Below are 19633 nucleotides of genomic sequence, written 5' to 3'. Positions count from 1 at the left end.
GCAATGAGTTCTGCGGCGTATTAACAGCCGCAGCCCGCCTTCGCATCCTTGAAGTCCAGCGTCGTTGGGTAGTCATTATCGAAACAGGCAAGGCATAAGCCGCCTTTATATTCATCCTGGTGGTTACCTTCTATAGAAGAGATCAAACCTTCGGGACTGAGGAATGACAGTGAATCTGCGTTAATCTCCCGGCAGATCTCCTCAATCGATTTGGAAGAAGCAATCAGCTCATCCCGGTTCGGGGTATCAATCCCGTAGAAGCATGGATTCTTGAACGGTGGTGATGTAATACGTACATGCACCTCAGTCGCTCCTGCATCCCGGAGCATGTTCACGATCCGGCGTGATGTCGTACCGCGCACGATGGAATCGTCAATCATGACAACCCGCTTGCCTTCTACGACCCGGCGCACCGCACTCAGCTTCATCTTCACTCCCTGCTCACGCAGCTCCTGACTTGGCTGAATAAAGGTACGTCCCGTATATTTGTTCTTAATCATCCCCAGCTCATAGGGAATACCCGTCTGCTCAGCATAGCCTATTGCCGCGGAAATACTGGAATCGGGAACACCCGTTACGACATCCGCATCCACAAACGATTCAATCGCCAGCCGGCTGCCCATCCGCTTCCGTGCACCATGCTGATTGGCTCCATTCATATCACTGTCCGGACGCGCGAAGTAGATATATTCCATCGCACACAGCGCTTTCCGGTGCTTTTTCTCCTCGAAGCGGTCTTCATGCAGCCCATCGCTGTCAAGCACCAGCATTTCTCCTGGCTCAATGTCCCGGATCAGCTCAGCACCAATCGTCTCCAGTGCACAGGTTTCGGAAGCAAAAATATAGGCATCGCCGAGTTTGCCCATCGTCAGTGGACGCAGTCCATGAGCATCCGATGCAACGATCAGCCGATCGTTGGTCATGATCAGGAAAGCATAGCCTCCAACAATCCGGCGGAATGCATCTTTTGCCGCCTCAACCAAATCCTTAGGTGAACGAGCGATCAAGTGTGCAATAACCTCGGTATCACTCGTCGTTTGAAAAATGGAACCGCCTTGCTCCAGCTCCTTGCGAATCTCTGGCGCGTTCACGATATTTCCGTTCGTCGCAACCGCCAGATCGCCGTCACGATATTTAAATACGAGCGGCTGTGCATTCGTCAGCTTGCTGTCTCCGCTGGTTGAATAACGCACATGACCGATCGAAATATCTCCGGAGAGGGAAGCCATGAGATCCTTGGTAAACACCTCTTTGACAAGTCCCATTCCGCGGTGATAGTGAAATTCGCTGCCGTCACTGACACACATTCCGGCACTTTCCTCGCCGCGATGCTGCAGGGCATGCAGTCCGTAATAGGACAAGGAGGCCGCGTCAGGGTGTCTATACACCCCGAACACCCCGCACTCCTCTTTCAATTTATCAAACAGTCCCTCTTTGCCCGAACCCTCGTTGTAGTAATCGCCGGTCCAAAACTGCGGGGTCTTTACTTCATCAGACATGGAATAACATCCTCCCAGACCTGTTTCAGAACCGCTACCGGTTCGTCCACAGCTGATGTGCCGTTCAACTCCAATTTAAGATTGCTTCCTTTCACTTGTCCGATCACTTGAACCGGAACGCCGCTGTTTCTCACGAACGCTTCCAGTTCCTCTGCCTGTGCTTGGTCTGCCGTCAGTAGAATACGGGATTGGCTCTCGCTGAATAGAGCCACGTCTCCGCGAAGGTCTGTTGTAAAGCTCACGCTCGCACCAATACCGCCGCTGATACAGCTCTCGGCCAGTGCCACGCCAAGTCCGCCTTCAGACAAGTCATGCGCAGATTGTACGAGTCCTTTTTGAATAGCACCCAGTACCGCTTCCTGCAGCTTCTTCTCCACTTCAAGATCAAGCTGTGGAGGGCGTCCTTCCGTCAAGCCATGAACCGCATACTGGAACTCGCTGCCGCCAAGCTCAGCATGTGTATTCCCAAGAAGAAGAATGACATCTCCTTCTTTCTTGAAGCCTTGTGTCGTAATATGGTCTGTATCATGCACAAGTCCGACCATACCAACGACAGGCGTTGGGTAAATTGCACCTTTGGCATTTTCGTTATATAAGCTTACGTTACCCCCGATAACCGGCGTACCCAGTACCGTACATGCCTCAGCCATTCCGTCTACCGCTTTTTCCATCTGCCAGAAGATGTCCGGCTTCTCCGGCGAACCAAAGTTCAGGTTGTCTGTAATCGCCAGCGGCTCTGCCCCAGAGCAAACGATGTTACGGGCAGCTTCGCTGACCGCAATTTTGCCGCCTACTTCAGGATCCAGATATACATAACGGCCATTACAGTCTGTTGTCATTGCAAGACCTTTACGAGTGCCATGCACCGTTACTACCGCCGCATCCGATCCTGGACGAACGGCAGTGCTGGTCCGTACCATATAGTCATATTGGTCATACACCCAAGCTTTGCTGGATACGGTCGGAGAGGACAGCACTTTTTTCAAAGCTCCTGTCAGATCCGACACTTCTTCATAACGCAGGGTGTCGATTTTTTCATTTTCAATATAATAAGCAGGGACAGAGGATGGTTTGTTATATACCGGGCATTCGTCAACCAATGCCGTTACCGGCATGTCGCCAACGACTTCACCGTGATGGTACAGCTTCAGTCGTCCGTCATCCGTAACCTTGCCGACTTTTGCACAGATCACGCCCCAACGCTCAAAAATTTCACGTGCTTGTGCTTCGTCTTTAGGCTCTACGACGAACAGCATGCGTTCTTGAGATTCGGACAGCATCATCTCGTATGGTGTCATACCTTCTTCACGCTGAGGCACTTGATCCAGATACAGCTCCAGTCCATTTCCTGCCTTACTTGCCATTTCCGCACTGGAGCACGTAAGACCAGCAGCACCCATATCTTGAATACCGAGCACGATGCCAGTATCAATCAGCTCAAGACAAGCCTCCATTACCAGCTTCTCCATGAACGGGTCGCCGACCTGTACTGCTGTACGCTTGGATTCAGATTCCTCTGTCAGCTCCACCGAAGCAAAGGTTGCTCCGTGAATACCGTCACGTCCAGTTGGAGGTCCCACGTAAAACACCGGGTTACCTACCCCTTTAGCAACTCCACGCTGAATTTTGTCATGATCGATCAGACCCACGCACATCGCATTTACGAGCGGATTACCGTCATAGCTCTCGTCAAACATCACTTCTCCGCCTACCGTCGGAATGCCGATACAGTTACCGTAGCCCGCAATACCGGATACGACGTGCTCAAACAAATATTTCACACGATCACTTTCCAGCTTGCCGAAGCGCAAGGAGTTGAGGGATGCGATCGGTCTTGCACCCATGGAGAAAATGTCGCGGATAATTCCGCCAACTCCTGTTGCTGCACCTTGGAAAGGCTCAACCGCGGAAGGATGGTTATGACTCTCGATCTTGAATACAACCGCCTGGTTATCTCCAATGTCGACAATCCCTGCACCCTCACCCGGTCCCATCAGGACACGTTCGCCTGTCGTCGGGAAACGGCGCAGCAGCGGCTTGGAGTTCTTGTAAGCACAGTGCTCTGACCACATAACACTGAATACACCGATCTCCGTGTAGTTCGGCTGACGTCCCATGAAGGACACGATCAGGTCATATTCACTGTCAGATACGCCCATTTGCTGATAAAGTTTATGCTCGGCAATCTGTGCTGCGGTTGGTTCTTTAGCGGATACTTGCTGTGTCATGCTGATCCCTCCAGGAGTTCAAAATCGATGTAAACATGCGTTTGCCGTCTGTCGTTCCAAGCACTTCATTCACCGCACGTTCCGGGTGAGGCATCATGCCTACCACGTTGCCGCGCTCATTGCTTACGCCGGCGATGTTATTCAAGGAGCCGTTCGGATTGTTTTTATAAGTAAAGACGATTTGATTGTTTGTTTTAAGCTTCTCAAGCGTCTCTTCATCACAATAATAGTTGCCTTCCCCATGCGCGATCGGGATAATAATCTCTTCCCCAAGTTCATACTCGCTTGTAAATGGGGTGTTGTTGTTCTCCACTTGGAGTACGGAGTCATGGCACACAAACTTCATACCTGTATTGCGCAGCAATGCGCCAGGGAGAAGCCCTGCTTCCGTCAGGATTTGGAATCCGTTGCAGATCCCGATAATGTATTTACCTTGCTCTGCAGCCTTGGCTACTTCGTTCATCACTGGAGCAAATCTGGAGATTGCTCCGCATCTTAAATAGTCACCGTAAGAGAAGCCGCCGGGAACGATAATGCAGTCATAGGCAGATAGGTCTGTTGCCGTATGCCATACATAATCCACGGGCTGTCCAATCGTTTCTTCTACTGCCTTATAGCAGTCAATATCACAGTTGGATCCAGGAAACACGAGAACTGCAAATTTCATGAATTAAACCTCCAATTCAAAGCGGTAGTCTTCGACAACCGTATTTGCGAGCAGCTTTTCACACATGACCTTAACGCGTTCTTCTGCTTCATTACGATCACTTGTATCCAGTGTCAGCTCCAGATATTTGCCGATGCGTACCCCTTCCACTTCACTGAAGCCCATGGAATGGAGCGCGCCTTGTACGGCAACGCCTTGAGGGTCAAGTACACTTTGTTTAATCGTAACGTATACAGTAGCTTTTATCATGATCGGAAGTTCCTCCTAAGGAATGTTTTTAAGGTATGGACTATTAATGATGATAATGATTGCTAATATGAAGCTTTTATCTGCTAAGTTTCCATAACACGGATACGGGTACTTCCCCAGTTCCTATGTCTAAATTAACGGGTCAGCCTGTCCTTAATCTCTTTATAGCGTCGGCTTGTTTCCTCCACGACATGCTCAGGAAGCGGCTCCGGCTGGCTGTTCTTATCCCAATCCGTGGATGCCAGATAGGCTCTTACCGGCTCTTTATCCATGCTGTCGATTTCAATGTCCAGCGCATACTTCTCCTTGGCCCAGAACCGGGAGGCATCAGGGGTAAAGATCTCGTCTATCAAAATGACCTCGCCATCCACGATCCCGAACTCAAACTTGCAATCTGCCAAAATAATACCTCTTTGCTCGCAATAGTCTCTCGCAAACTCATACAGCTGCAGACTCTTCGCTTCAAGCTCAAGCGCAAGCTCCTCACCGACCGCCGATTTCATCTGCTCAATGGAGATATCCTCATCATGGCCGACATCGTTCTTGGCCGCCGGCGTGAAGATCGGCTTATCCAGCTTCGCATTTTTGCGTAGTCCTTCTGGAAGCTTAATTCCGTTAACTGTTCCAGAGGATTGATACTGTCTCCAGCCATTGCCGGTAATGTATCCGCGAACCACGCACTCGATATCAATACGCTCGGCTTTTTTCGTGACCATAATCCGATCCCTCAGCGCTTCTTTATCCAGCACGATATCGCCCAGTTCTTCTACATTGGTATGGACAACGTGGTTTGGCATCCATTCCTTCGTTTGGTCAAACCAGAAAGCACTAACTGTATTGAGTACATTGCCTTTCTCCGGAACAGCCGGCTCCAGCACATAATCAAATGCTGAAATCCGGTCTGTTACGACGATCAGGAAATGCTCACCCAAATCGTACAACTCTCTAACCTTGCCTTTGTATAACAGTGGTGCGTTAATGAGCTCTGCTGCGGTGGATAAAGCCATAACGTTAATCACTCCACGTTTTATTATTTTTTCAAGCCGTATCAGCCCTTCAGATACCTTGCTGGACTAGTTTAATCCCAATTTGTCAAAAATCGTATCCACATGCTTCAGATGCCATGCCGGATTAAAGGCGTCCTCGATCTCCTCTGTGCTGAGCACTTCCGTAATCGCCGGCGTCGCTTCCACGATGTCGCGGAATTGGCGCTGTGTCTCCCATGCTTCCATCGCACGAGGCTGAACTGTATCGTACGCTTCTTCACGGCTGAAGCCTTTATCAATCAGCTTCGTCATAATGCGTCCGGAGAACGGAACACCGAAAGTACGGGCCATGTTGCGCTTCATGTTCTCAGGGAACACCGTCAAGTTCTTGATGATGTTGCCAAAACGGTTCAGCATATAGTTCAGCAGCATCGTGGCATCCGGCAGAATGACGCGTTCAGCAGAGGAGTGCGAAATATCACGCTCATGCCACAGCGTTACATTCTCATAGGCTGTCAGCATATGTCCGCGAATGACACGGGACAAGCCGGAGATGTTCTCGCTGCCGATCGGATTGCGCTTGTGCGGCATAGCAGATGAGCCTTTTTGACCTTTAGCAAAAGCCTCTTCCACTTCACGGAATTCACTCTTCTGGAGTGCACGTACTTCGGTCGCGAATTTGTCCAAGGAAGTCGCGATCAGTGCAAGGGTTGCCATATATTCAGCATGGCGGTCACGCTGCAATGTTTGCGTTGAGATCGGAGCCGGCTTCGTGCCCAGCTTTTTACATACGAATTCCTCAACGAAAGGATCTATGTTCGCATAAGTTCCTACAGCACCTGAGATTTTGCCAAACTGGACATTGTCAGCAGCATGACGGAAGCGTTCCAGGTTGCGCTTCATCTCTTCATGCCATAGCGCCATTTTCAGACCAAAGGTGGTTGGCTCGGCATGTACACCATGTGTACGTCCCATCATTGGAGTGTGCTTGTATTCAATCGCTTTGTCTCTTAGGATCTGAATGAAGTTCAGAATGTCCTTCTCAAGAATTTCATTCGCCTGACGAAGCAGGTAACCGTTCGCTGTATCAACAACATCTGTAGAAGTCAGACCGTAATGCACCCATTTGCGTTCCTCTCCAAGACTTTCGGATACGGTACGTGTGAAGGCAATGACATCATGACGTGTCTCCTGCTCAATCTCGTAGATCCGGTCAATGTCAAAGCTTGCTTTCTCACGAAGAACAGCTGCATCCTCTTGTGGTATGACGCCCAGCTCAGCCCAAGCCTCGCATGCACAAATTTCCACTTCCAGCCAAGCCTTAAATTTATTCTCTTCCGTCCAAATCGCCCGCATTTCGGGTCTGCTATAACGTTCAATCATTTCTATTCGTTCCTCCATATATTGGTTTTGTCTATCCAATCCAGTGCATGCTGCACATCATGGCATAACAGGTTGATATGTCCCATCTTACGTCCAGTCTTGGCTTCGGCTTTGCCGTACAGGTGAAGCTTAGGTACAATGCCCAGTTCGTCTGCGTCTGAGTCCTTTTTGGCAAATCGATCAATTACGGCTTCAATATGTTCTCCCAGGACATTCACCATCACAACAGGGCTCAGCAGGCATGTATCTGCAAGCGGGAGGCCGCATATAGCTCTTACATGCTGCTCAAATTGTGATGTGCTGCACGCCTCCATCGTATAATGACCTGAGTTGTGTGGTCGAGGTGCCAGCTCGTTAACGTACAGCTGTCCATCTCTTGTCACAAACATCTCCACAGCCAGCAGCCCAACGGCTCCCATCGATTCGGCGATCTTAGCTGCGAGCTGCTGCGCTTCGAGCTGGAGCTCTGATGATACTCTCGCCGGTACAACGGAAGTGTGCAATATATTATTCACATGCACATTCTCAGCTGGGGGAAATGTCCGAATCTCTCCTTGGGGATTACGTGCAGCAATAACGGATATTTCGCAGTTAAAGGCTACAAACTGCTCTAATACGAGCTCTGTACCAAGGCTCGCCAGCTCCTCGTAAGCCTCAAGTGCCGCCTCTCTGTCACGAATCACCCGCTGGCCTTTGCCATCATAGCCTCCAGTTACCGTCTTAAGCACACAAGGAACGCCTAGCGCCTCAACCGCTGCGCTCATGTCCTCTGCACTCGTAATTTCCCGATATGGAGCAACCGGCACACCCGCCGCTTCAATGGCACGCTTCTCCCGAAGACGATGCTGAGTCGTATACAGCAGTCTGCTTCCTTGGGGGACATACGCTTCGTTCTCCAGCAAGGCCGCCACTTCGGCATCCACATTTTCAAACTCATAAGTGATTACATCGCACTCTTCTGCAAGCTGGCGTGCTGCATTCTGATCATCGTAACCTGCTACAATCTGCCGCGCGACTTGCCCGCAAGGTGAATTCTCGGTCGGCTCCAGTGTAATAAACCGGTATCCCATAGCTGTACCTGATAGTGTCATCATCCGTCCAAGCTGTCCGCCTCCAAGGATTCCAATCGTGGCTCCAGAAGGGAAGACCTTCGCGCTCTCGCTGATTAGCTTATTTATCATAACGTATCACTGCTTTCTAGTACTTCTTTACGGATTCGATCTCTGCGTTCCTGTGCTCTAACCGCAACCTCAGGTTCAAACGCCCCGATGATCTGTGCAGCGAGCAGCCCTGCATTGGTTGCTCCTGCTTTGCCGATGGCCACTGTAGCTACCGGAATACCGCCAGGCATTTGCACGATCGAGAGCAGAGAATCCAGACCATTCAGTGCCTTGGACTGAACAGGAACACCGATCACAGGAACCAAGGTTTTGGATGCGACCATTCCAGGCAAATGAGCGGCACCTCCTGCTCCTGCAATAATCACTTTGATTCCGCGGTCATACGCGCCCTCTGCGAATTCGAACATAAGATCCGGCGTACGGTGAGCAGAGACAACCTTCTTCTCATAAGCAATGTCCAGCTCGTCCAACACTTCACAGGCATGTCTCATCGTTTCCCAATCTGATGTACTCCCCATAATTACGGCAACTTGCACTGACATGATATCCACTCCCTCGAATTAGATCACAAGCACCTTCAATTTGACGAAAAAAAACCGAAATCCTCGAGTTTTGATGACACTATACGGATTCCGGACGATATGAAGATATCAGAGCTGCAGCCTTACGGGAGAGACAATTACCCACCATGGATGTGCTTCCACACAAGCCAAACCCTGCATCAGCGGCGGCTCATAACACTGATATCCTCGTAGTCCGAAAATTAACGGTTTTCGGGTAGAAACTTCCGGGCCGTATCCCCGGTACTATACGAGATCATTCTATATTTTGAACGAATCAATTACATAACTACGACTACGATCGGTATTAGAATAATTGATTCTTTGTTCTGCAGTTTTACTTATTTCTTTGATTTCCGAGTTTATTCTTTTTACCTTTAACAGTTTAACAATCCCCTACACCTCATGTCAACTTAAAGACGAACATTTTAATCTTTACCATATTTAATGTTCGGATATTTATTGAATTGAAACATAAATAAAACCAGCAGCTCCCATGAAGTACAGGAAAGATACTGGTTTTTTCGAATAAAATGCTCTGTTTCATCTTGTTTATTTCACTACGAGTACGGGAACGTCTGCTTCCTGAACTACACGATGGCTTACACTGCCCAGCACGAATTCACGTATCCCGCTGAGTCCTCTGCTGCCTATTACAATGAGATCCGTTTCGTTCTGTTTCACATACTCCAATATGACATCCACCGGAGAGCCTTGAATGAGTTCAACCCTAGCACCGATCTGCTCATTAACAAGACGTCTCTTAATCTTGTCTACGGTCTCTTCAGCAAGCTCATATACATCACTGTTTACCGACGGTGGGATTGGTGCCAGACCTTCGCCGATAAATACCCGCGGGAAATCATATACATGAACAATATGCAGCTGTGTATTGTCAGATAATTTGGCTAACTCCACTGCGCGCTCAAACGCTTTGTTCGCTAACTCTGATCCGTCGTATGCAAGTAGAATATTGGAAAAAGTCATCAGGAACGCCACCTTTCTGTATGTACTTCTATTTAACCGATTACGGATTTGTTTGAATCACAAGCTGTCTGTCAGCTTCACTAAGCGTTATAATAAACTCAGCTTAAAAAATAGCCATAAAGTATAGCATTAACGAAGAGAAGAACAGGTACGCCAATGGTAAAGCTGGCATGCCTTGTTTTGTGCCGCTTCCGGTACATTGCAATCAGTATGCCGAGGGAACCTCCGATCGCAGCAAGTAAAAACAACGTTTTTTCCGGAACCCGATCTCGTCTTTTTTGTGCTCTTCTCTTATCCTCTGACATCACAAGATAGGCTACCACATTTATAAAAACAAACCATAGAATGATGCCTGTCCGCATTGGCAATTCCCCTTTCTTTAGGGATCGCATTCCCCACTCCATTATAGCTTCTGAAGAAACAGAGTGACAATGAGCTCGGACAGGCTCCGATGTTGTTGGCTGAATATAGTGTATCTATATGGGCTTTATTCTATGCGTCAGTTATCCATAACTTCATACTGCGCCTAAAAGCATGCAAAAGAACCAGATTCAATATTGAATCTGGTTCTCATGCAGCCAGCTTATCACTGCGAATAACAGCTTACAGCTTAGGATTCCTGCTTAGGAATGCCGTTCAAGCTTGGCGGAGTGTGGGCGGCCTTGGCCGGACGAATGGTTCTGCTTTCCTCTAGCACACTAGACTTATTTTGCTGGTTTTTAATTTTCAGCGGTTTATGATAAGGCATGTGTCGCTCACCCCCTACGACATAGATTGTCATCTTCGGACGAGCATTATACGAATACTTCGTATTGCGCCGCACACTGCCCTATTTACCTTCTTTCTTTTCCATCGCTGCCTTCAGCAGATCACCAAGATTCGAGCCAATCGGCTCCTTTTTCTCGAACTGCTTAACAAGCTTCTGCTGCTCACGTTTATTAACCCGCTGCTTGTCCTTATCCAAGGTCTCCGTGATGCCGCATGGCAGACACTGCACATACATCCCTGCCTTGCCCTCTTTAAGCTCCATCTTCTTATGGCATTGCGGACAACGGCGGTTGGACAAACGTTTCTCTGCCGATCGCTTGTAGCTGCAATCCTCCGCAGGACACACGAGGAACTTGCCTCGCTTGGATTTCTTCTCGAGCAGTCTTGTACCACAATCTGGACAATGGCTGTTAGATACATTGTGCGGCTTGTATTCCGTGGTACTATTCTTGACACTGCGCACAAGTTCGTCCGCCATCTTCCGAATTCCGTTTAAGAATGGTTCAGGAGATCCCTGACCTTTGCCAATGCGCTCCAGCTCAGACTCCCATTTGGCAGTGAGCTCAGGTGTACGAAGCTGTGGTGCTGCCAGTTCAATCAGCTGTTTCCCTTTGCCAGTAGGGTGCATCACATTGCCCTGACGTTCAATCGTGTCACTGCTGACAAGCTTCTCGATAATATCAGCTCTGGTCGCAGGTGTACCCAGACCATGCTTCTCCATCTGAGCCAGTAAAGCTGCTTCATTATAGCGTTTAGGCGGCATTGTACGAGCTGACTTGATGATGCATCGCTGAATCTTGATGAGCTCCCCTTCGCGAAGCTCAGGCAGCTGCTGCCCACTTCCTCTTGAATCCGAGGAGTCATCATCAGAAGTCTCTTCATCCTCATCGCTGTAACCTTCTGCACCATATACTTCACGCCATCCGTGATTTTTAACCGTTGTTCCTTTTACAATAAAAGCTTCATTCTCTGCTTCAATCTTAACCTGAACCGCATCATATCGGGCTGGTGGATAGAACAGACTTATAAATCGTCTTACAATCAGATCGTAGAGCTTGCGCTCCTCCGCAGACAATTGATTGAGCAGAACCGTTTGCTCTGTAGGGATAATGGCATGGTGGTCACTCACTTTACTGTCATCCACCACACGCTTCGTGACCAGAAGCTTGGTCCGAAGCAGCGGTCTTGCTAATGAACTATACGGGCCTACCGCTACACTTTCCAGACGCTCCTTGAACGTCTCTGTCATATCTGAAGGTAAGTATCTGCTGTCTGTCCGTGGATAAGTGACCAGCTTATGCTGCTCGTACAATTTCTGCAGGAGATTAGAGGTTTGTTTCGCTGAGAAGCCATATCGCTTATTGGCATCTCTCTGCAGCTCGGTTAAGTCGTATGCCAGCGGATGGGTTTCAACCTTCTCGCTTTTTTTGACTTGAACGACCTTGCCGGAACGTCCTTCAAGCTTGCGCTTAAGCTCTTCTGTCCGAGCTTTATCAAAAATACGAGAGTCTCCCTGAGGCGCTCGCCACATTGCTTGGAAGCTGCCAAAATCAGCAGACAACGTGTCGTATTCCTCTGATCGGAAATTCATGATTTCCTTTTCCCGATTCATGATCATGCCAAGAGTCGGGGTTTGGACGCGTCCCGCAGACAGCTGGGCATTATATTTAACGGTAAGAGCGCGGGTGACATTGAGACCGATCATCCAGTCCGCCTCAGCACGGCAGCGTGCCGATTCATACAAACGATCAAACTGCTGACCCGGCTTCAAGTTTGCAAACCCTTCTTTGATGGCTTTGTCCGTCTGAGACGAGATCCATAAGCGTTTAAAAGGCTTCTTGAAATGCGCCATCTGCATAATCCAGCGGGCCAATAGCTCACCTTCACGAGCAGCATCAGTTGCAATGACGAGTTCCTTGATATCTTGTCGCTTCATGAGCTGCTGCACTGCTTTATATTGATGCTGGGTTTCTCTCAGCACCTTCAGCTTCGTCTGCTTCGGTAGAATCGGCAGGTCCGCAAGGTTCCAGGTTGCATATTTATGATCATAATCCTCAGGCTCAGCCAATCCGACCAGATGGCCCAAAGCCCAAGTCACTACATATTTAGGTCCTTCAAAATAGCTCTTATGCTTCTCTCTGCTTCCCATTACACGCGCAATCTCACGTGCGACGGAGGGCTTTTCTGCTAGAACAAGTACTTTCATGAGACTCTCCTTTCTATAACATCCTTCATTATATCATTCCTTTAAAGTGCCTGCGAAAGAAGAAGTCCTTACATACCAAGAACGTTCATTATGAACGATTGACACTACAAAATTCACAATACGGAGTAAGTAATAGAAAACCAAATAAAGTGAGAGCCCCACTCTCCTAACATGTTAGACAAACGCAGAAGTATACTCGAGAGAACTAACTAGATACTCATAATGTCAATTTAGTTTACATTGAAGCTGTGAGAATAGTCTTAAGACTCCTTGATCAATTTTATTTTCATAGAGATATTTATCTGAAATAAAGAGCAATTTGCAGAAAACAATTGATGTAATCGCTTTATTACATACCTGCTATGCTTGTAACAATTTATGACATTAAATAAGATCTAAGTGACACGAGTTAGGATATGCTATCGACTCTGAGCTCAAGATCAACCTACAAGGAGAGTGTTTATATGAATGTGAACCAGCCGTTACGCCGATGGAAAAAAAGTGGACAAGCCTTGCTTGCAGCTGCACTCCTAACCAGCTCCTTCCTGCTTCCTGCCTATACAGCATCAGCAGCAGACGGAACAACTTCAGGTGGTACATCCTCTGCCGAGCTCACCGGTAACAAGCCTGCAGACGCCGCCTATTTTTACGATCAAATGAAGCGGGCTGCAGAGACTGCGGGGGTTCCATTTACCTTGGAGAGACCCACCAGCACCGTGATATCAAGACAAAGCGCAGCCCAAACCATTCAGGAATGGCTCTCTCTGCCTGCAGCAGACCGTTCATTTAAAGATACCCCTCAAAACAGCTCCTATGCTGATGCGATTAGTGCTGTAGCTCAAGCTGAAATTATGACAGGCTACAGTAAAGACTCCTTCTTCCCAAGAACTCCGCTTACCGTTTCAGATGTCCAGCTTATCTATGAACGTGTCTTAGAATACATACAGCCTTTTGAAATCGAGGAAGCTACCATTTCAGATATGCAACAAGCGATGGAACAAGGAAAGCTGACCTCTGTCCAGCTTGTGCAAATGTATCTGGATCGGATTGAACAGTATGATGATCAAGGTCCTTCTCTAAATGCAGTACTCACAATAAACGATGATGCTCTTGATATTGCAGCTGAACTCGATAAGGAACGTACAAGTACAGGACCTCGCAGTCATCTTCATGGGATCCCGATTCTGGTCAAGGATAATTATGATACGAATGATATGCCAACCTCAGCAGGCTGCCTATGCCTCAAGGATTCTATTCCAGATGAAGATGCAGAGCAAATCGCCAGATTGAAAAAAGCCGGTGCAATCATCTTGGGCAAAACAAATCTGCATGAATTTGCCTTCGGCATCACAACATCCAGCTCACTCGGTGGACAGACCTTAAACCCTTATGCACTGGATCACTATCCCGGCGGTTCAAGCGGGGGGACGGGTGCTGCGATTGCCGCCAACTTTGCAGCTGCAGGCTTAGGCACAGATACCGGAGGCTCAATCCGTATCCCTTCCAGTTTTAATAGTCTTGTAGGGATTCGTCCAACGATTGGACTAGCAAGCCGTGACGGAATCATTCCGCTTGCACTCACACAGGATGTAGGCGGACCTATGGCGCGCACCGTCGAAGACGCTGCGATCATGCTGGATGCTATTGCAGGATATGACCCTGAGGATGTGAGCACCGCAGCAAGCGTCGGACGAATTCCAGAGAGCTATCTCGATCATTTGGACCCACAAGGCCTGCAAGGCGCTCGCATCGGTGTAGCTACTGAGCTTTTCTCCACCAGCAGTGATGCAGAACAAGAAACCTCCTCCATTATTTATAATGCGATTGATAAAATTGAAGGACTTGGCGCTACTGCTGTAGAGATCAAGCTCCCTAATTTGGCCGAACTCTCTAAGTATCCAAGTCTCAGCAGCTATGAGTTCAAATTCCAGCTTAATGACTACCTTAAAGGACTTGGTGAAGATGCTCCATACGCCACCTTGTCTGAGATCATTGCATCTGGCAATTATGATTTAGACCAAGAGCAATCGATGAAGTCCCGCGATGCCCGTGAAACATTGGAAACCGAGGAATACAAAGATATCGTGCTGAAGCGAACGAAGCTGGCCAAAGACTCTCTTCTACAAGTGATGGCAGACCATAACCTGGATGCCATTGTGTATCCTAGTACAGCTGCGGCTGCTGCGGTAATAGGTGAGCCTCAGAATGCCGGCGGTAATAACCGGCTTAGCGCATTCTCTGGATTCCCCGCTATCACGGTTCCAGCTGGTTTCACCAAGAACGGACTTCCTGTCGGGATTGAATTCCTTGGCAGAGCCTATGATGAAGGTAAACTCATCAAGCTCGCTTATAGCTACGAGCAGGGAACACAGCACCGTATAGCCCCTATGTTGTCTGAGTAGTTATGATATCGTTTATAGACACACAACGATTTCATAAGATGAGCACATGCCGACCCAGTCGGTATGTGCTCTTTTTTCAGGGAAAGGATTTAGATAGCCGAGCGGCAAGAAGTTTTATATAATAGAACTCACTGTAAATATTTTGAAAAGTAGTGGAACGCAGCTATGTTTAAGCCGTAAATAAATGCCATAATCCAGCTGCGCTACACAAATTAAAAATGAGGTGGGCTATGCTTTTTTGGCGTAAGGCTTTCGAGAAAATGTTTAAAATGAGCAATATAACGCTTATCTATTTTACACTATCCTTCTTCTTCATAAGCCCGATCATCATTCATATTCTGGAGCCTGAGAAATTCTCGACCTATATCAAAGGTCTCTGGTGGGTTATTGTTACGACCACAACGGTCGGTTATGGGGATTACTTCCCTGAGACCCTACCTGGAATGATTTTCGGTACGATCGTTATTTTTACAGGACTTTTTCTGATCGGGACGCTCGTTGCTAAAGTATCGGAACGATTTATTAAATGGATCAAGATGAAGGAGGAAGGAAAAATGGATTATAGAGGTGAGGATCATTATGTCATTATTGGCTGGTCTGACGATAAGATCAAAGACACCATTAAGGAAATGCTGAACAGCGACAGCGTTCATAACATCGTACTTATCGCTGATCTTCCTTCGAGCCCCATAGATCATAGTCAAATTCATTACATTCAAGGCGAGCCGACAGAATACGAGACACTTGATCGTGCAAATGTGGCCAAATCAAAAGCCGTTATTATCTTTTCTCCTCAAGGAGTACCGGCCAAATATGCAGATGGACAGACACTGCTGATTGCCACAACAATTGAAAGCTACGGCGAGAAAGTGAACCGCCATATATACACCATAGCAGAGATTCTTAAGGAGAATCACCTTATGAACTTTAAGCATGCGAAGGTAGACGAGCTCATCCTTTCACAGCAGTCTATCTCCTATCTGATCGCCCATGCAAGTGTACATAAAGGTTCTTCCAAGCTTTTTATGAATCTGCTCAGCACAGAGAGTGGCGAGAAAATATATGTTATTAACAAAAAGAAAGAATGGATAACTTACAATGACGCGTTCGAGGAAATAAAAGCAATGGGTGCCTTATTGATTGCTGATCACGATGATACTAGTATCATAAGAAGGCCTAATACTATCATTCCAGAACAAGCTAAGTTATTTATTATCGCGGATGAAAATACATTCCAAAAGATAAGCGAGGGATATGTCATAAATTCATAATAGATTTTAATCATGCCAATTCATCGCAGGTCTCTTGATACTCAAATCCATTATGTAAAAGGAATGAGGACAAGCTCCCCATTCCTTATTGTTTTAGTCCCTATCCGGTACGGTCCAGCGCATAATCACTCCTGCATACGTTAGGCCACCACCAAATCCAAACAGCAGCATCTTATCATTATATTTCAGACGCCCGTCATCAAGTCCGAGCTGAATTGCCAAGGGGATCGAGGCAGCCGAGGTATTTCCTCTATACTCTACACTAGTCAATGTACGCTCAATAGGAATCGGGCCTTTCACACAAATGGATTCAATCATTCTTAAATTCGCGCTGTGCGGTACAAACCAATCGATATCTTCCGGCTGCAGCCCTGATTCCTTAATCAGTTGATTAGATGCCTCAGGCACATGGCGTACTGCCCATTTGTAGACCTCCCGTCCGTTCTGAACAAGAAATGAGTCCTTCTCAATATTCAGTCCATCAATCTCTGTAGCAAATGTTCTTCTATATAAATGACCTCCACCACTGCCATGAGTGCCGGATACCGTAGATATAAATCCTGGATGCTCCGCATCTCTTTCGATCAACACAACTCCGGCCCCATCCCCAAAGAGGATGCAGGTAGATCGGTCTGTATAATCTGTGATTTTGGAAAGAGTCTCAGCACCAACAACAAGCACTTTCTTGTGAATACCACTGGATACCATTCCATCTGCCAACTGCAATCCGTAAACAAATCCCGCACAAGCTGATCCTAGATCAATAGCACCTGCTTGTTTAATATTAAAATGCTGTTGAATTCGGGAAGCGACGTTCGGAAAAGTATACTCCGCTGTACTAGTGGCCACCAGAATCATATCTACATCGGTTACATCAACAGCGTAGCGTTTAATCATGTCTGCAACTGCTTTATAGCTCAGATCAGATACAAACTCGTTCTCAGCAGCTATTCTTCGTTCTCGCATGCCTGTACGCTGTACGATCCACTCATCATTCGTATCTACCATTTTTTCGAGATCTTCGTTAGATAATATTTTCTGCGGTACATAAGTACCTATTGCCGTAATTTTCGCATTTGACTGATACATCCTGTTCACCTTCCTTACAGTTAGTATCACCATTATAACACTTGGTACTAGTACTTGGTACTAAATTATTCGATATTTTATGTTTAAGCTCTCGAGCAAAAAAAAGACACTATCGAATTTCATCGATAGTGTCTTATGTGTGCTTGGCGACGTCCTACTCTCCCAGGACCCTGCGGTCCAAGTACCATCGGCGCTGGAGGGCTTAACGGTCGTGTTCGGGATGGGTACGTGTGGAACCCCTCCGCTATCGCCACCAAACAAGCATTTGTGCAACAAATGCGATCCGCGTTGGTTTCGGTACATCACGCTTCGTGAGTATGAAACCATTAGCGTTATGATTTTTGCGCTGTGATATCTTCGGTGAATCATCACCAGCAAAATATCAATCCTTAGAAAGGACATGCAGCTTAAAATCTTTACAAGGATTTACTCCCTGAAAACTAGATACGAAACAATTTGCGATTTATTGCTTTCCCCATTATTGGGGTCCTGTGCTTATGCTTCCGAAGCAAGTTTTCTTCGAAAACTCTTAGGATAAGCCCTCGACCGATTAGTACTGGTCAGCTCCATGCATTGCTGCACTTCCACCCCCAGCCTATCTACCTCGTCGTCTTCAAGGGGTCTTACTAATTGGGAAATCTCATCTTGAGGGGGGCTTCACGCTTAGATGCTTTCAGCGCTTATCCCGTCCGTACATAGCTACCCAGCGGTGCTCCTGGCGGAACAACTGGTACACCAGCGGTACGTCCATCCCGGTCCTCTCGTACTAAGGACAGCTCCTCTCAAATTTCCTACGCCCACGACAGATAGGGACCGAACTGTCTCACGACGTTCTGAACCCAGCTCGCGTACCGCTTTAATGGGCGAACAGCCCAACCCTTGGGACCTACTTCAGCCCCAGGATGCGATGAGCCGACATCGAGGTGCCAAACCTCCCCGTCGATGTGGACTCTTGGGGGAGATAAGCCTGTTATCCCCAGGGTAGCTTTTATCCGTTGAGCGATGGCCCTTCCATGCGGTACCACCGGATCACTAAGCCCGACTTTCGTCCCTGCTCGACTTGTAGGTCTCGCAGTCAAGCTCCCTTGTGCCTTTACACTCTTCGAATGATTTCCAACCATTCTGAGGGAACCTTTGGGCGCCTCCGTTACTCTTTAGGAGGCGACCGCCCCAGTCAAACTGCCCACCTGACACTGTCCTCGCACCGGATTACGGTACCAAGTTAGAACCTAGATACGATCAGGGTGGTATCCCAACGTTGCCTCCACAGAAGCTGGCGCTCCTGTTTCCTAGGCTCCCACCTATCCTGTACAGATCGTACCCAAATCCAATATCAAGCTGCAGTAAAGCTCCATGGGGTCTTTCCGTCTTGTCGCGGGTAACCTGCATCTTCACAGGTATTAAAATTTCACCGGATCTCTCGTTGAGACAGCGCCCAAGTCGTTACGCCATTCGTGCGGGTCAGAATTTACCTGACAAGGAATTTCGCTACCTTAGGACCGTTATAGTTACGGCCGCCGTTTACTGGGGCTTCGGTTCACAGCTTCGGGTTTAACCCCTAACCGCTCCCCTTAACCTTCCAGCACCGGGCAGGCGTCAGCCCGTATACTTCGCCTTGCGGCTTCGCACAGACCTGTGTTTTTGCTAAACAGTCGCTTGGGCCTTTTCACTGCGGCCCCCTCGTGCTATTCACACTACCGGGGCACCCCTTCTCCCGAAGTTACGGGGTCATTTTGCCGAGTTCCTTAACGAGAGTTCTTCCGCGCGCCTTAGAATTCTCTTCTCACCTACCTGTGTCGGTTTACGGTACGGGCACCTTCATCTGGCTAGAGGCTTTTCTTGGCAGTGTGAGATCATGACCTTCGCTACTGTAATTTTCACTCCCCATCACAGTCCAGCCTTAATAGTATGCGGATTTGCCTACATACCAGCCTCACTGCTTGGACAGACATCCATCAGTCTGCGTCACTACCCTACTGCGTCCCCCCATCGCTCGTAACGATTTACGGTGGTACAGGAATTTCGACCTGTTGTCCTTCGACTACGCCTATCGGCCTCGCCTTAGGTCCCGACTTACCCTGAGCGGACGAGCCTTCCTCAGGAACCCTTAGGTTTTCGGCGGATCAGATTCTCACTGATCTTTTCGTTACTCATACCGGCATTCTCACTTGTATGCGCTCCAGCAGTCCTTCCGGTCCACCTTCACCGCTGCATACA

The 19633-nt window shown here is 48.0% G+C and carries 15 protein-coding genes, 2 rRNA genes and 1 riboswitch (1 of these 18 running past the window's edge); of the genes, 2 read left to right on the top strand and 15 right to left on the bottom strand.

The annotated features are described in order from the left end of the window. Positions 1–20: 20 nt before the first annotated feature. The 12 genes from purF to PUW25_RS03175 form a co-directional block, all read right to left on the bottom strand. Positions 21–1499, bottom strand: a complete 1479-nt coding sequence (purF, locus tag PUW25_RS03230; protein WP_047912785.1) for an amidophosphoribosyltransferase — start codon at positions 1497–1499, stop codon at positions 21–23. Beyond that, positions 1484–3727, bottom strand: a complete 2244-nt coding sequence (purL, locus tag PUW25_RS03225) for a phosphoribosylformylglycinamidine synthase subunit PurL (RefSeq protein ID WP_047912784.1) — start codon at positions 3725–3727, stop codon at positions 1484–1486. The genes purF and purL overlap by 16 nt, the downstream gene beginning before the upstream one ends. Then, on the bottom strand, positions 3705–4394 hold the full coding sequence (gene purQ, locus PUW25_RS03220) for a phosphoribosylformylglycinamidine synthase subunit PurQ (RefSeq protein WP_047912783.1): 690 nt from the start codon (positions 4392–4394) through the stop codon (positions 3705–3707). Before purQ ends, purL begins: the two co-directional genes overlap by 23 nt. Before the next feature lie 3 nt (positions 4395–4397). Next, positions 4398–4643, bottom strand: coding sequence for a phosphoribosylformylglycinamidine synthase subunit PurS (purS, locus tag PUW25_RS03215; protein WP_047912782.1), 246 nt, complete (start codon positions 4641–4643; stop codon positions 4398–4400). A gap of 134 nt (positions 4644–4777) precedes the next feature. Then, the gene (locus tag PUW25_RS03210; RefSeq protein WP_047912939.1) at positions 4778–5659 is read right to left on the bottom strand and encodes a phosphoribosylaminoimidazolesuccinocarboxamide synthase; all 882 of its coding nucleotides are present in this window, start codon (positions 5657–5659) and stop codon (positions 4778–4780) included. A gap of 57 nt (positions 5660–5716) precedes the next feature. Beyond that, positions 5717–7012 (bottom strand): adenylosuccinate lyase, encoded by a 1296-nt coding sequence (purB, locus tag PUW25_RS03205; RefSeq protein WP_047912781.1) that lies wholly within the window; start codon positions 7010–7012, stop codon positions 5717–5719. Between the two features lie 2 nt (positions 7013–7014). Next, positions 7015–8193: a 5-(carboxyamino)imidazole ribonucleotide synthase gene (gene purK, locus PUW25_RS03200; RefSeq protein ID WP_047912780.1), complete on the bottom strand. Its 1179-nt coding sequence runs from the start codon at positions 8191–8193 to the stop codon at positions 7015–7017. Continuing rightward, positions 8190–8675, bottom strand: coding sequence for a 5-(carboxyamino)imidazole ribonucleotide mutase (gene purE / locus PUW25_RS03195; RefSeq protein ID WP_047912779.1), 486 nt, complete (start codon positions 8673–8675; stop codon positions 8190–8192). The genes purK and purE overlap by 4 nt, the downstream gene beginning before the upstream one ends. 190 nt (positions 8676–8865) lie before the next feature. Next, a riboswitch (purine riboswitch) is annotated at positions 8866–8967 on the bottom strand. A gap of 278 nt (positions 8968–9245) precedes the next feature. After that, positions 9246–9680, bottom strand: coding sequence for a universal stress protein (locus PUW25_RS03190; protein ID WP_047912778.1), 435 nt, complete (start codon positions 9678–9680; stop codon positions 9246–9248). 98 nt (positions 9681–9778) lie between these two features. Then, complete coding sequence (locus tag PUW25_RS03185) at positions 9779–10042, bottom strand: DUF1294 domain-containing protein (protein WP_047912777.1); 264 nt, start codon at positions 10040–10042, stop codon at positions 9779–9781. A gap of 248 nt (positions 10043–10290) precedes the next feature. Beyond that, positions 10291–10428 carry a hypothetical protein gene (locus PUW25_RS03180; protein WP_177178806.1) on the bottom strand — a complete coding sequence of 46 codons (138 nt, stop codon included), beginning with the start codon at positions 10426–10428 and terminating at the stop codon, positions 10291–10293. A gap of 81 nt (positions 10429–10509) precedes the next feature. Beyond that, the gene (locus tag PUW25_RS03175) at positions 10510–12654 is read right to left on the bottom strand and encodes a DNA topoisomerase III (RefSeq protein WP_047912776.1); all 2145 of its coding nucleotides are present in this window, start codon (positions 12652–12654) and stop codon (positions 10510–10512) included. 464 nt (positions 12655–13118) lie between these two features. Between PUW25_RS03175 and PUW25_RS03170 the strand changes: the two genes are divergently transcribed. Further along, entirely contained in the window at positions 13119–15056 is a 1938-nt protein-coding gene (locus PUW25_RS03170; protein WP_047912775.1) for an amidase family protein, read from the top strand. Positions 15057–15325: 269 nt separating this feature from the next. Further along, complete coding sequence (locus tag PUW25_RS03165) at positions 15326–16327, top strand: ion channel (RefSeq protein WP_193746072.1); 1002 nt, start codon at positions 15326–15328, stop codon at positions 16325–16327. Between the two features lie 93 nt (positions 16328–16420). Here the strand turns inward: PUW25_RS03165 and PUW25_RS03160 are convergent, their stop codons facing one another. From PUW25_RS03160 to PUW25_RS03150, 3 genes are all read right to left on the bottom strand, one after another. Beyond that, entirely contained in the window at positions 16421–17416 is a 996-nt protein-coding gene (locus tag PUW25_RS03160) for a ketoacyl-ACP synthase III (protein ID WP_047912773.1), read from the bottom strand. A gap of 141 nt (positions 17417–17557) precedes the next feature. After that, positions 17558–17674, bottom strand: a 5S ribosomal RNA gene (gene rrf, locus PUW25_RS03155). A 272-nt stretch (positions 17675–17946) separates the two neighbouring features. Next, a 23S ribosomal RNA gene (locus PUW25_RS03150) occupies positions 17947–19633 on the bottom strand; it runs 1244 nt beyond the window's last position.

It is taken from the genome of Paenibacillus urinalis, from assembly GCF_028747985.1.
GTDB classification, from domain to species: domain Bacteria; phylum Bacillota; class Bacilli; order Paenibacillales; family Paenibacillaceae; genus Paenibacillus; species Paenibacillus urinalis.
Note: the sequence above shows the minus strand (reverse complement) of the source record. Positions and strands in the feature narration are given on the sequence as shown.